This is a genomic window from Tahibacter aquaticus, from assembly GCF_004363655.1.
Taxonomy (GTDB): Bacteria; Pseudomonadota; Gammaproteobacteria; order Xanthomonadales; family Rhodanobacteraceae; genus Tahibacter; species Tahibacter aquaticus.
Map to the genome: position 1 here is coordinate 42,210 of NZ_SNZH01000003.1, position 12,801 is coordinate 55,010.

12 protein-coding genes are annotated in these 12,801 nt (G+C 65.5%); 6 read left to right on the plus strand and 6 right to left on the minus strand.

All coding sequences use genetic code 11. From position 1 onward, the window contains the following. The first annotated feature begins 12 nt into the window (after positions 1-12). Positions 13-1,533 (plus strand): outer membrane protein assembly factor BamB family protein, encoded by a 1,521-nt coding sequence (locus DFR29_RS05765; RefSeq protein WP_133817638.1) that lies wholly within the window; start codon positions 13-15, stop codon positions 1,531-1,533. Positions 1,534-2,234: 701 nt separating this feature from the next. After that, complete coding sequence (locus tag DFR29_RS05770) at positions 2,235-3,113, plus strand: DMT family transporter (protein WP_133817639.1); 879 nt, start codon at positions 2,235-2,237, stop codon at positions 3,111-3,113. Between the two features lie 9 nt (positions 3,114-3,122). On the opposite strand, the gene DFR29_RS05775 is transcribed toward DFR29_RS05770, so the two are convergent. The 3 genes from DFR29_RS05775 to DFR29_RS05785 form a co-directional block, all read right to left on the minus strand. Continuing rightward, entirely contained in the window at positions 3,123-3,896 is a 774-nt protein-coding gene (locus DFR29_RS05775; RefSeq protein ID WP_133817640.1) for an MmcQ/YjbR family DNA-binding protein, read from the minus strand. 68 nt (positions 3,897-3,964) lie between these two features. After that, complete coding sequence (locus DFR29_RS05780; RefSeq protein ID WP_166653901.1) at positions 3,965-4,486, minus strand: nuclear transport factor 2 family protein; 522 nt, start codon at positions 4,484-4,486, stop codon at positions 3,965-3,967. A 72-nt stretch (positions 4,487-4,558) separates the two neighbouring features. Beyond that, positions 4,559-4,885, minus strand: a complete 327-nt coding sequence (locus DFR29_RS05785) for a DUF6249 domain-containing protein (protein ID WP_133817642.1) — start codon at positions 4,883-4,885, stop codon at positions 4,559-4,561. Between the two features lie 155 nt (positions 4,886-5,040). On the opposite strand from DFR29_RS05785, the gene DFR29_RS05790 reads away from it, so the two are divergent. The 4 genes from DFR29_RS05790 to gloA2 all read left to right on the plus strand — a co-directional run bounded on the left by DFR29_RS05790 (position 5,041) and on the right by gloA2 (position 9,726). Continuing rightward, a complete protein-coding gene (locus tag DFR29_RS05790) occupies positions 5,041-5,607 on the plus strand; it encodes an RNA polymerase sigma factor (RefSeq protein ID WP_133817643.1) in 567 nt (188 codons plus the stop codon). Continuing rightward, on the plus strand, positions 5,604-6,047 hold the full coding sequence (locus tag DFR29_RS05795) for a hypothetical protein (protein ID WP_133817644.1): 444 nt from the start codon (positions 5,604-5,606) through the stop codon (positions 6,045-6,047). Before DFR29_RS05790 ends, DFR29_RS05795 begins: the two co-directional genes overlap by 4 nt. A 208-nt stretch (positions 6,048-6,255) precedes the next feature. Beyond that, positions 6,256-9,144 (plus strand): PKD domain-containing protein, encoded by a 2,889-nt coding sequence (locus DFR29_RS05800; protein WP_133817645.1) that lies wholly within the window; start codon positions 6,256-6,258, stop codon positions 9,142-9,144. A gap of 198 nt (positions 9,145-9,342) precedes the next feature. Beyond that, positions 9,343-9,726 carry an SMU1112c/YaeR family gloxylase I-like metalloprotein gene (gene gloA2, locus DFR29_RS05805; protein ID WP_133817646.1) on the plus strand — a complete coding sequence of 128 codons (384 nt, stop codon included), beginning with the start codon at positions 9,343-9,345 and terminating at the stop codon, positions 9,724-9,726. Between the two features lie 49 nt (positions 9,727-9,775). Here gloA2 and DFR29_RS05810 read toward each other — a convergent pair whose 3' ends face one another. The 3 genes from DFR29_RS05810 to DFR29_RS05820 all read right to left on the minus strand — a co-directional run bounded on the left by DFR29_RS05810 (position 9,776) and on the right by DFR29_RS05820 (position 12,741). Next, positions 9,776-10,312 (minus strand): demethoxyubiquinone hydroxylase family protein, encoded by a 537-nt coding sequence (locus DFR29_RS05810; protein WP_133817647.1) that lies wholly within the window; start codon positions 10,310-10,312, stop codon positions 9,776-9,778. Between the two features lie 94 nt (positions 10,313-10,406). Next, entirely contained in the window at positions 10,407-10,973 is a 567-nt protein-coding gene (locus DFR29_RS05815; protein WP_133817648.1) for a hypothetical protein, read from the minus strand. Positions 10,974-11,136: 163 nt separating this feature from the next. Continuing rightward, positions 11,137-12,741 (minus strand): electron transfer flavoprotein-ubiquinone oxidoreductase, encoded by a 1,605-nt coding sequence (locus DFR29_RS05820; RefSeq protein WP_133817649.1) that lies wholly within the window; start codon positions 12,739-12,741, stop codon positions 11,137-11,139. Positions 12,742-12,801 lie beyond the last annotated feature (60 nt).

Below are 12,801 nucleotides of genomic sequence, written 5' to 3' on the forward strand. Positions count from 1 at the left end.
GAGGAGACCATCATGCCAGGCATGCGTGCCAGGGCCGGGCTGCGCCTGTGCGGTGCAGACAGACAATTTTGCGGACGGATGCAGGCACTGCTGTTCGGCGTGCTCGGCCTGCTGGCGTGCTCGGCCAGCGCGGCCGGCAGTGCGGCGCGCGATCCGCTCGAAGGCAAATGGTGGGGCAAGGCGGGATCGGCGCGGGAGCAGATCGACGTCGGCCTGGAGTTCCGCCGCGGCGCCGACGGCAAGCTGGCGCTCTACCTGACCCAGCCCATCTCGAACTATTTCAGCGTCGATACGGGCGGCGACGTGCAGCGCGACGGCGACCGGGTCGTGCATGCAGGCCTGCATCTGTCGCTGCAGCTGCAAGGCGACGATCTGGTCGGAAACTACCCTGGTCCTAACAGCCAGGCGCGCTTGCGGCGTACTCAGTCATTGCCGCAGGAAATGCCGCCGCCCAGGCTGCCTGAAGGCCCGGCGCCGCGCTGGCAGACACGCCTGGGCGGACAGGTATACGCCTCGCCCGTAGTCGCCGATGGCATCGCCTATGTCGGCACCACCGGCGGTATCGTCAACGCAGTCGATACGCGCGACGGCAAGCTGATGTGGACCTTTGTCGTCGGCAAGCCGATCTACGCCAGCGTTGCCGTCACAGGCGATGCCGTCTTTGTGACTTCAGACAATGGTTATTTGTATAAACTGGAGCGTGCCGGCGGCAAGGAGCGCTGGCGCTACCGGCTGGGCGACGAGGAAACCCGTCGCGTACTGCCGCATCCCAGCGTGTTCGACTGGGACTGGCAAGGCGCGCAGCCGGTGGTGGCCGGCGATACGGTATATGCCGGTGCCGGCGACGGCGGCCTGCATGCGGTGAACAGCGAAGACGGTACGCGGCGCTGGCGCTTCGACACGCGCGGGCGCATCCGCAATGCCGTGGCCGTCGATGGCGAGCGGCTGTATCTGGGCAGCACCGACAGGTTCGTCTACGCCTTGGACAAGGCCAGCGGGCGCGAACTGTGGCGCCAGGATACCGGCGCCGAAGTCGATGCCGTGCCGGTAGTGCACGAAGGCCGCGTGCTGGCCGGCAACCGCGGCGCCGGCCTGTTGTCGCTGGATGCGGCCACCGGCGAGACCCGATGGCGCCTGTATTTCTGGGGTTCGTGGGTAGAGTCCACGCCGGTGGTACGCGACGGCGTGATCTATGTGGGTTCTTCGGATTTGCGCCGCGTCAGCGCGGTCGACCCGCAAGACGGGCGTGTGATCTGGCGCAGCGATGTATACGGCTGGACCTGGGGCACGCCGCTGGTTACCGATACGCATATCTACGTCGGCGCGGCCGGCGGCACGCCGTATTTCGTCAGGCATCAGGCAAGCTTCAGCGTGCTGGAGCGCAAGACCGGCAAATTGATCCGGCGCTGGCCGCTGGCGGATGACGGCGGGCATCAGTGGGGGATTGCGGGGTCGCCGGTGATGGGGGTGGGCTGCGTGGTGGTGGTTAGTTTGGCGGGGTCTATGTATGGGTTTTCGTTAGTGGATATGTAGTTTTCTATTCCGATGGGGTTGGCGATGTAAAGCTCCCTCTCCCCCGACTGCTGTCGGAGCGGTGAGGGGGCAGTGCTGGACTCTGCTTCACTATCCGGTTTTGGGCGAAGGAGTCCGCCGTTGGCGGATGCTGTTTGTGCGCATGGCGGCGCGTTTCGCGCGCCTGCAGGGGGCTGCTCCGGTTCGGCGCCCAAAGCAAAGGCGGTTTCGCCCGCCTGCGGCGCGCGACCTTCTTTCTCTTTGGCTTGCCCAAAGAGAAAGAAGGCAAAGAGAAAGGGCCCCCCGGATGCCGCGTTTTTGGGCCATCCCTGGCCCAGAACGTCGTGAGGCCGCTACGGCGGTCGGCGCACGGGACATCCTGTCCCCTGCGCCGACTCGCGGCCATCCCTGGCCGCGACCCTTCGGGCTTTTCCCTACGCGGCCTCACCGCGGCCTACGGGGCCCCGGTAAGAAGCGCGCTTCCTGCGCGCAGAATCGACCGCAACAGCCAGGGCCAGGCCAAAGCACCATCACGAGCAATGGCAATGGCAATGGCAATGGCAATGGCAATGGCGCGGCGCCAGAAAAAAAGACAGGCAGTGCAACTAAGCGCCGCTGTTCAACGATTCGCCACTTCGCAATGCCCGCTCGCTGCGAATTTCGCAAGATCTGTGCGGTGCAAGCTGGCAAGCTAGGGTTCTTCGCTGCCGCTTCGGTGTCACGTGCCGCTTTCTTCGCATTCCAAGGCTCTGCTGCAAATCCATTTCTGTGTGCTGCTGTGGGGCCTGACCGCCATCCTCGGCAAGATGATCAGCCTGCCGGCGGCGGCGCTGGTGTGGTGGCGGATGTTGCTGGTCAGTGTGACGGCGCTGCTGTTGCCGCGGGTGTGGCGCAATCTGCGGCAGTTGCCGTGGCGGTTGCTCGCGGTCTATGCGGGTATCGGCTGTGTGGTGGCGCTGCATTGGCTGACGTTCTATGGCGCGATCAAGCTGGCGAATGCGTCGGTGGCGGTGACGTCGATGGCGCTGTGTCCGATTTTCCTCGCCGTGATCGAGCCCTGGATTGCCGGGCGAGCTTTTGACAAGCGCGAATTGCTGCTTGGCCTGGCGGTGGTGCCGGGGGTGATGCTGGTCGTCGGCGGCACGCCGGCGGGTATGCAGTTGGGTTTGCTGGTCGGCGTGCTGTCGGCGTTGCTCGCGTCGACGTTTTCCGCCTTGAACAAGCGTTATGTGCACGAAGCGGATGCGCTGACGGTGACGGCGGTGGAACTGGGCGCCGGTACTTTGCTGATGACACTGGTCGCGCCGCTTTTGCCCCACGACGGGGTGCTGTTTCCGCTGCCGGGTCTGCGCGACGGCGTGCTGCTGGTTTTCCTCGCCTATGGCTGTACCTTGCTGCCGTTTGCGCTGTCGCTGGTCGCCCTGCGCCAGATCAGTGCGTTTACGGCGCAGCTGGCGATCAATCTGGAGCCGATCTACGCGATCGCGTTGGCGGCGCTGCTGTTCGGCGAGCAGCGCCAGCTCGACGGTTATTTCTATCTCGGCGTGCTGATCATCATTGCCGCGGTGATCGTGCATCCGCTGCTGGCGCGGCGGCGCTGACGCAGCGGGTCAGCCGGCTGCGTCGAGTCTGGCCAGCATGCGTTTCAGGGCGAAATGCCGATAGCTGTGTATGGCCAGGCCGCGTATTTCCTTCCAGTTCGGTTTGCTGCCGATCTTCAGCGCAATCCAGCCGTTGTGTCCCATGTACGGCGGAATGAAAAAGCGCGTATCGCCGCTATACAGACCTTGCTGTTCCACGCCGACCCAGAAACTGAAAGTGAGCTGCTGTTCGTAGCGGTAGGCAAACGCGAAGGTGCGTTTGCCGGCCTGCCACGAAGGTGCGCCGAAGCGCGGGTCTTCCTGCGCTTCGGGCAGCGACAGGCAGTAGTCGCGCAGGGGCTGGATCAGTTTCTGCAGCGCGGGCGAGGCGAGCGGGTCGCGTTCGTCCTCGGCCAGTTTGGGCTTGGGGGCGGCGATGACGATGGTCTTGCCGATGGTTGCGGCGAGGCTGGCGGGTGCGACTTTTTCGTAGGCTTCGCGCACCAGGGCGGCGATGCGTTTCCAGCTCAGGCCCTTGTCCAGTTCCACGCCCAGCCAGCCGCGCGGCCCGACATACGGTGGTATGAAGAAATACCCGGGTTCGTCGCGCACCCGTTGCTCCTGCGCGCCGGGCGGCGAGCCCAGCCACAGAGCGACCTTGCCGTCGCCGTGGTGGTTCACGAGGTAGCTCGCAAAGGTCTTGCCGCGCACGCGGAAATTCGGCGAACCGTGCGAGAGGTATTCCTCGGCTTCGGGAAACGACAGGCAGACATCGCGGACTGCCTCGGGAATTTCTTTGGCCATGGGCTGCTCCGCGGTGAATGCGCCGTAGCACAGCATTTCAGCGCGGCTGCAGCAAGCGTGTGCCGCGCTCAGGGCGCCTGGCTATGGGCGTAGCTGACGACACGCGCCAGGCGCCAGGTGCCGTTGTCGTTTTTCCAGACATGCGTGAAGCGCGCTTCGCCGGTCAGACGTGGCGGTTTGCCCGGGTCCAGCCGGTAGAAACGGTGCAGGCCGGTCTCGACGGCGCCGTAGTTACCCAGGGGCTGTACGAACAGGCTGCCGGGGACCAGCTCGCGGCGCGAACGGTAGTCTTCGCCACTGGCCTGGCGCGCGCACAGTTTGCGGATGGCGTCGGTGAAGGCATCGCCGGACTCGGCGTTCAGTCCCGACTGGTCGTGGAAGAATTCCATGTCGTCGGTGACCAGGCTGCGCACTGCCGCGATGTCGCAACGCTCGAACACGGCGGCGAACAGCGCCTTGTCGCGTGCTTCGATGGTGGCACTCAGTTCTGCAGAGCCGGGCCTGGACAAGGGGAATGTGCTGGCTTCCCCGGCGATGGCGTCGCCGGCAGTCAGCAGTGACAGCAGTGCGGCAGCAGTTCGATACAGCATGGCAGGCTCCAGGACGAGCAAGGGCGCACCGGCGCCGGCAGGCACCGGCATGATGTCGATGCGGGGGCGGTGTCAGCGCAGGCGCTGCGAAACCAGGAAATAGGCGAGGTTGCCCAGGCCTACGGCGCCGGCCAGGATGGCGATGGTGCCGGCATTGATTTCGTCCCAGCCGCGGCCCTGGATAAAGGCGAAGCCCAGCGCGACGGCGACAAGGGTGATGCCGGAACGCAGCGAAGAGTGGCGGCGCCGGCTGACGTCGCTGTCGAGCAGGGAGCGCAGCAGCTCGTCCGAGCCGCCGGCACGCAGCAGCAGTACGCGCATGCGCGCCTCGACGATCAGCTTGATCACGTAGGTGATGCAGCCGAACAACACGATAGGTACCAGGTCTTGATGTTCCATGTTCTGCTCCAGCGATGGGCGAGTGGGCCAGTCGCGGCTTTCAGATACGGACGGGATGGCAGCGGTTGCAGCAATCGGGCAAGGCCGGTTTTTTGCACTCGCCTGCAACCGCGGCTGATCGCTCCGTATCTGGGCCGGCATGGAGCGCTCCCCTCATGAATGAAGACCGTGCCCTGGTCGAAGCGGTGCTGGCCGGGCGTGCCGGCGCGTTCGAGCGCCTGGTCAGCACGCACCAGGGGCTGTGCTGGCACATCATCCAGCGCCTGGTGCGCCACCCGGAAGATACGCGCGAGCTCTGCCAGGAAACCTTCCTGCGCGTACATCAATACCTGCACCAATACCGCTACGAGAGCGCGCTGAAGTCATGGATAGGCCGCGTTGCCTATGCCGTAGGACTGCGTCACCTGGAGAAAAAGCAGGTGCCGCTGGTGGAGGCGGCCAGCGACCAAGAGCACGAACTGTGCCTGGAACAGGAAAGCGACGGCTTCGACCTGGAACAGGCCTGGGCCGACCAGGAACTGCGCCAGCATCTGCACCGGGCGATCGATTCGCTCGCGCCATTGCAGCGCACGGTGCTGACGCTGTATCACCTGGATGAGTTGTCGATACCGGAAATCGGCCAGGTCACCGGCCTGGCCGCAGGTACCATCAAGAGCCATCTGTTCCGCAGCCGCCTGCGTTTGCGCGAGGCGTTGCAGGCCAGTGCAGGAGTCGAGGCATGAACCACTCTTCCGATCACGAACGCGAATGGCAGTTGCAGGAACAGGCACTGCAGGCCGAGCGCAGCGGCGCCGGCGCAGCGGACAGCGTGCGGCTGCAGCAATACCGCCTGCTGGCGCGGGCGCTGGCCGAGCCCATGGCAGTTGGCCTGGCACCGGATTTTGCCCGGGAGATCGCGCGCCGGGCCGAGCGCGAACGCCTGCTCGACGGGCAGATCGAGCGGCGCATGCTGGCGATCAGCCTGGGGCTGTTCGGTCTGATCGGGCTGATTTGCCTGATGGCGCAGGGCCCGCTATGGCTGGGCCGGCTGTTCGACCTGCTGCCGGCCTTGTCCGGGCTGGGCGGCGACTGGTCATTGCTGGCCCTTGCCTGCCTGGCGGCGGTGTATCTGCCCGGCTTGCTGTCATCGCATTCGCTACGCCTGCAGGCGGGGCAATCTTGAGGCAGACATTCGGCTGGCTAGCGGAAAGCGCTTCGCTGGCGGCACCGGAATTGGAAAGAATTGCGAAATTGTTCTAGTTCTATAGCCCTATGTTCAAATCGGCCTAAAGGTTGGTGACTTCTGGCCTATCGGATGCATTGCCATCCGTCCTACGATCCGTTTATCGGCCTGCACAGCGCAGGCTCGACCACGTTTCGGGGAGTCTGGCATGTCGAATACCGTACTGAGCTGGCGCGCACTAGGCGCGCTGGCGAGCTTGTTGTTGTTGCCGGCCTTGCCGGTGCTGGCTTCGCACGAAGAGGCCAAGCACATCGAAGACCTGATGGACGGTGGCGAGCACAAGGAAGGCGAGGAGCACAAGGAAGGCGAAGGCCGCGAGGAATCCTGGCAGATCGAACAGCGCCAGATCTGGTTCGAACGCACGCGCACGCTGCGTAGCACCCCTGATGCAGGCCGCGAGCGTGCCGCCGCAGTGGAGGCCCTGAAGGTGCAGCGTGCGCACAACGATGCGTCGCGCAGCGCGACCGGCGAGGTGTGGAGCCCGGTCGGCCCCTCGTCCATGAGCATGACCGACTGGATCATGGGCAAGGTCGCCGGCCGCGTGAACGCCGTCACACCGGTGCCGGGCAATGAAGACACGGTCTATATCGGCAGCGCCGCGGGCGGTGTCTGGAAGACCACCAATGCGGGCGGCAGCTGGACGCCGGTCTTCGACCAGGTCGGCACCCTGCCGATCGGTGCGGTGACGCTGGGCCCGAACGACAGCAACGATGTCTGGGTCGGTACCGGCGACAAGAACGGCGGCGGCTGCGCCGGTTATTTCGGCCAGGGCGTGTATCTGAGCGAAGACGCCGGCGCGACCTGGACAGCCCGCAACGGCGCCGGTGCGACGGCGATGCCGCTGTCCATCGTCAATGCCGTGGCGGTGCAACCGACCGACAGCAATGTGATCCTTGCCGGCGGTGCGGGCACCTGCGGCGCCACTGGCGCGCTCAGCGGCGCAGGCGTGTTCCGCTCCAGCGACCGCGGCCTGACCTGGACCCGCGTGCTCAGCACCAATGTGGAAGACATCATTTTTGTACCGGGCACCAGCACGGTATATGCGGGCCTGATCAATACCGGCGTATCCAAATCGACCGACGGCGGCGTCACCTGGACCTCGGTAAGCACGGGCTTGAATTCGGCCGGTTCGCGCCTGCGTCTGTCGATGGCGCCCAGCGACGTGAATACCCTGTACGCCCTGATCGGTACACGCCTGTACCGCACCACCGACGGCGGCACCAGCTGGACGCAGACCAACACTGCCGCCTGCGAAGGCCAGTGCACCTACAACCTGACCATCGCCGTGCATCCGACCGATCCGGCTACGGTGCTGGTCGGCACCATCCGCCACTTCCGCTCCACCGCCGGCGGCGCCAGCCTGACGGCGATGACCAGCACCTGGGGCACGTCGCAGAAAGTCCACCAGGATACGCACGTCGTGCGCTATTCGCAGAGCAATCCGAACCGCTTCTGGGTCGGCACCGACGGTGGCCTGTGGCGCACGGACGACGGCGGTTTGTCGTACGTGAACATGAATTCCAATCTCAATATCACCCAGTTCTACGACATTGCCGTGCATCCGAACGACGTCAATATCGTGTTCGGCGGTGCCCAGGACAACGGCTCTTCGGGCCGCCGCACCAGCCTGCAATGGGGCCTGACTTTCCCCAGCGGCGACGGCTTCATGAATGCGGTCGATCCGACCACGCCCTCGCGCGTGTTCCAGACCAGCTACCCGTCCAGCAATCTGCCCAACATCGTGCGCTCCAACGACAGCGGCAGCCTGGGCAGCTTTGCGATGGTGCCGCGTACCGGCATGGTGGCATCCAGCACCTTCCCCTGGGTCACGCCGATGGCGGTAGCCGGCAACCTGCTGTTCGCCTCGTCCAATACGCTGTATCGCACGACGACCGACGGCAGCAGCTGGACGGCCGTATCGCCGAACATGGGCAGTGCCGCCTCGGTGGTGACGCCACAGCTGATCGGCGTGCTGATGCCGACCTATGTCGGCACTTCCGGTGGCCGCGTGTATTTCAGCCCGGACGCGTCCATCCCCACGCCCACCTTTACCAATGTGACCGGCGACTACCCGGGCGGCATCGTCTCCGACGTGGCGATGGACCCGATCAATGCGCAGCGCGTGTTCATCACGCGCTCGGGCTTCGGCGCTTCGCGCCTGTACCGCTCCACCACCGGCGGCACCACCTGGGCGGCGGTCGGTACCGGCTTGCCGAACGTGCCGGCGAACAGCGTCGTGGTCGATCCGCTGAATACCAATCGGATCTTCGTCGCCACCGACATCGGTGTCTACGAAAGTACTGATGGTGGCGACAATTTCAGTGCCTATTCCGCCGGCCTGCCGCTGGGCCTGATCGTGAGCGATCTGGAAATCGACGATTCGCCGCACGTACTCACCGCCGGCAGCTACAGCCGTGGCGCCTGGCGCGTGGTACTGAGCGCCGCGTCCAATGCGCCGCCGACGCCGGATTTCACCGCCAGCACGAGCGATCTCACCGCGACGTTCACCAGCAGCTCTATCGACCTGGACGGCACCATTGCCAGCTACAGCTGGAACTTCGGCGACGGCAGTCCGGCCGCGGCCACGGCCAACCCCAGCCACACCTATGCGGCCTACGGCGCCTATTCCGTGGTGCTGAGCGTGACCGACGACGACGGCGCCAGCGCCAGCTTCTCGCGCGTGGTGCGTTTCTTCGCGCCGCCGACGCCGCTGACCAACGGCGTGACCGTCGCTGGCCTGAGCGCCGCGCAGAACGACGAGCTGCGCTTCAGCCTGGTGGTGCCGGCTGGTGCGACCAACCTGGTGTTCAACACGGTCGGTGCGGCCGGCGAAGACGCGGACCTGACCATCAAGCTGGGCGAGGAAACCATCTGCGAATCGGCCGGTGCGACGGCGAACGAATCCTGCACCACGCCGGCACCGGCGCCGGGTACGTATGTCGCCATCGTGCTCGCCTATTCGCCGCTGACCAACCAGTCGATCACCGGCAGCTACACCGTGTCGGACGTGATCTTTGCCAACGGCTTCCAGCCGTAAACGCACGGATTCGCGCACTCGCTTCTGATTGACCCCGATCCGCCCAGGCCCTGCGGCCTGGGCGGGTTTTTTTTGTCGAAATGCCACTGCCGCAGGCCGCTGGCGAGATTCGGCCCGGGGCGCTGTCGCACACCAGGCAGTCTCGCGCTGAGCCGCACTGCCGTTTCCCGCCCGCCGCACGCATGGCAAGATGGCTGCATGCTCAAGCGCCTGCACCATGTCGCCGTGATCTGTTCCGACTACGCCCGCTCGCGCCAGTTCTACGTCGAAGTGCTGGGCCTGGCGGTGATGGCGGAGAATTTCCGCGCCGAACGCGATTCCTGGAAGCTGGACCTGCTTCTGCCCGACGGCGGACAAGTGGAATTGTTCTCTTTTCCTGGCCCGCCGCCGCGGCCTTCGTATCCCGAGGCCTGCGGCCTGCGCCATCTGTCCTTCGCCGTCGACGACGTAGCCGCCTGCAAGGCCGAACTGGAACGGCGCGGCGTGGCCATGCAGGAGATCCGCGTGGACGAATATACCGGCCGGCGCTTTGTTTTCTTTGCCGATCCGGACGGGTTGCCGCTGGAGTTGTACGAGGCCTAGGAAAAATCGGCCCGTGCAGTGGCGCCTCCTTACACGTGGCGCTGTTGTTTCAGAAGCGCATCGACAGCCGGATGGCTGCTTCGGTCGCCTGCGCCGCCAGCCGGCGGATCAGGCGCAGGGGCAGGGGCAGGCTGGGTGCCCGGGCCATGGCGGCACCGTGGTCGCGATGTTCGCGCTCCTGCGCTTCTATCGCATCGATGGCTGCAATCAGTTCCGCGTCGCGTGCGCCGATACGTTCGCGCTGTTCAGCCAGGTGCTGCAGCACGGTGGTTTCCACGCTCTGGGTGCAGGCCAGGATGCCGTTGCGTCCGAACAGCCCGGTGACCGTGCCGAGCAGCCAGCCACCGACGCGCCATAGCCGTAGCGCATAACAGCTGCGAATGCCGCGGCGTTGCAGCAGCGTTGAAAAAATCGCCAGATGTTCACGCTCGTGGGCGAGCATCTCGTCGATCAGCGCGATGCCTTGCGGCCAGGTCAGCCGCGCCAGCCAGCGCTGTGCCTGATAGATGCCGATGGCGCCGAACTCGCCGGACTGGTTGACGCGCAGGGTGCGCTGGATATCGGCGGGCCAGGCAGTGGAGGGCATGAGTCGGGCTCGCTGGCGGCTCTACGGAACGAGTGCACAGCTTAGGCCGGGCATGCCGTCTGCTGCGGCAGCTGCGACACTGCGTCCCGTTCCGTCAAGGCTGCAGCAGGCGTGCGCCGGCCAGCGCGAACAGGCGATTGGCGATGTCGAGGATGCGGCGGTCGTCTGCTTTGGTCGAATCGGGATTGCGCCGCACAAAATAGCCGTATTGACCGTGCCAGCAGAATTCCAGCACGACGCGGCTGCCGTCGGCGGACTCTTCCCAGTGGATCGGCGCCAGCTGGTCGTGCCACAGGCCGAGGAACGAGGCTTCGATTTCCGCCAGCACGGCGGGTTCGAGTGCAATGACGCGTGCCCGCCGCGGTGTGGGTTGCGGCGGCACCGGTTCGCCGGGCCGCGGCGGCTCCGGCGGCGCCTGGATCGCCCCGCTCATGTGAAAGGCGGTCGCGCCGCTGTTGCCCGCGTTGCGGCGGATCTCGACATACTCGTCTTCGGGCCGGCGGAAGGCATGCCCGCCCTCGGCGCTGAAGGTATCGGTGGAGCCTTCCCGGCAACTCAGATAGAGCGATTTCCGGCCGACGGCTTCTTCCCGCGACGAGTAGTTGGCGAGATTGCGAATCGCCACGCGGGTATTCCAGTCGCGCAGGTCGGGGCCAGGCAAGGTTGTTGGCGCCGTTGCTACGGGTGGCGACGGCGGAAGTTGCTGCAGCCGCGAAAACGCGATTGCGGCCATGCCGGCGACTAGCAGGCAGGCCAGCGCCACTCGCAGCCCGCTAAGGCGGCGGGTTTTTCTTTGCATCAGCCGCCCGCGCGGGCGGCGGCGTTCAGAGATTCTGATAATTCGGCCCCGCGCCGCCTTCCGGCGTCACCCAGTTGATGATCTGGTAGGGGTCCTTGATGTCGCAGGTCTTGCAGTGCACGCAGTTGGCCGCGTTGATCTGCAGCCGCTTGCCGGTTTCGTCGTTGACGATTTCGTAGACGCCGGCTGGGCAGAAGCGCTGGCAGGGGTTCTGGTATTCGGTGGCGCAGGTGGTGACGCAGATATTGGTGTCCAGCACCTTCAGGTGTACGGGCTGGTCTTCATCGTGTTCGGTGGCGGCGAAGTAGACCGAGGCCAGGCGATCGCGCGGCGGCAGGGTGCGTTCGAGGAAATCGCGCCGGGGCTGTTCGTACTCGCCGATTTTCTTCAGCTGCTGCCAGTCGGCGTGGTTCTTCAGCGTCCACGGCGACAGGCCGTTGGTGACGGTTTCCCAGCCGGCGTTGGCCAGGCCGAACCACAGCCCCTTGTGGAAGCCCGGTTTGATATTTCTGACTTTGTGCAACTCTTTTACAACGGCAGAAGCGCGCAGTTTGGCGTCCCAGCCGGCCGCGGTATTGGTGGCGGCAATATGTTCGGCCGCGAGCATGCCCGAACGCAGTGCCTGGTGCGTACCCTTGATCTTGGGCAGGTTGAGCAGGCCGGCGGCGTCGCCGATCAGCAGGGCGCCGGGCATCTCGCAGTTGGGCAGGGATTGCCAGCCGCCGGCGGCGATGGCGCGCGCGCCGTAGGAGACGATGCTGCCGCCTTCCAGCAGCGGCTTGATATGCGGATGGTTCTTCAGCTGCTGGAACAGCTCGAACGGCGACAGCAGCGGGTCGGAATAATCCAGGCCGGTGACATAGCCGATGGCGACGCGGTCCTTGTCCAGGTGATAGAGGAAGCTGCCGCCATAAGTGGCGTTGTCGGCCGGCCAGCCCAGCGTATGCACGACCTTGCCCGGTTCGACCCGGCCCGGCGGCAGCTGCCACAGTTCCTTGATGCCGATGGACCAGGTCTGCGGATCGCAGTCCTTGTCCAGCGCGTATCGGGCGATCAGCTGCTTGGACAGGTGGCCGCGGGCGCCTTCGCCGAGCACGGTGATCGGCGCGGTGATGTCGATGCCCTGGGTATAGCCGGCCTTGTGCGAGCCGTCCTTGGCCACGCCCATGTCGCCGATGCGCACGCCGCAGACCGCGCCAGCTTCGTCGAACAGCGGTTCGGAGGCGGCGAAGCCGGGATAGATTTCCACACCCAGCGCCTCGGCCTGGGGCGCCAGCCAGGCGCACAGCGCGCCCAGCGAAACGATGAAATTGCCGTGGTTGTGCATCTGCGGCGGCACTACCGGCAGCTTTACCGCGCGATTCTTGTCGCGCATCCAGTACATCTCGTCTTTCGTCACCGGTACGCAGATCGGCGGCGGGTTCTTGCCCCATTCGGGCAAAAGCTCGTTCAGCGGTTCGGGTTCGATCACGGCGCCGGAGAGAATGTGCGCGCCGACGGTAGAGGCTTTTTCGATGACGCAGACGCGGATGTCGGGCTTGAGCTGCTTGAGGCGGATGGCGAAGGCGAGGCCGGCCGGGCCTGCGCCGACGGTGACCACGTCGTATTCCATGACATCGCGTTCGCTCATGGCGGACTCCGGCTAGAGACGAGAAAGAGGCCGATTGTCGGCGGTCCGGACTGAGCCGGC

Coding starts and splice junctions, on each gene's coding strand:
- DFR29_RS05765 (WP_133817638.1), top strand. CDS start 13: ATGCCAGGCATGCGTGCCAGGGCCGGGCTGCGCCTGTGCGGTGCAGAC.
- DFR29_RS05775 (WP_133817640.1), bottom strand. CDS start 3,896: ATGGCCAAAGAAATTCCCGAGGCAGTCCGCGATGTCTGCCTGTCGTTT.
- DFR29_RS05780 (WP_166653901.1), bottom strand. CDS start 4,486: ATGCTGTATCGAACTGCTGCCGCACTGCTGTCACTGCTGACTGCCGGC.
- DFR29_RS05785 (WP_133817642.1), bottom strand. CDS start 4,885: ATGGAACATCAAGACCTGGTACCTATCGTGTTGTTCGGCTGCATCACC.
- DFR29_RS05790 (WP_133817643.1), top strand. CDS start 5,041: ATGAATGAAGACCGTGCCCTGGTCGAAGCGGTGCTGGCCGGGCGTGCC.
- DFR29_RS05795 (WP_133817644.1), top strand. CDS start 5,604: ATGAACCACTCTTCCGATCACGAACGCGAATGGCAGTTGCAGGAACAG.
- DFR29_RS05800 (WP_133817645.1), top strand. CDS start 6,256: ATGTCGAATACCGTACTGAGCTGGCGCGCACTAGGCGCGCTGGCGAGC.
- gloA2 (WP_133817646.1), top strand. CDS start 9,343: ATGCTCAAGCGCCTGCACCATGTCGCCGTGATCTGTTCCGACTACGCC.
- DFR29_RS05810 (WP_133817647.1), bottom strand. CDS start 10,312: ATGCCCTCCACTGCCTGGCCCGCCGATATCCAGCGCACCCTGCGCGTC.
- DFR29_RS05820 (WP_133817649.1), bottom strand. CDS start 12,741: ATGAGCGAACGCGATGTCATGGAATACGACGTGGTCACCGTCGGCGCA.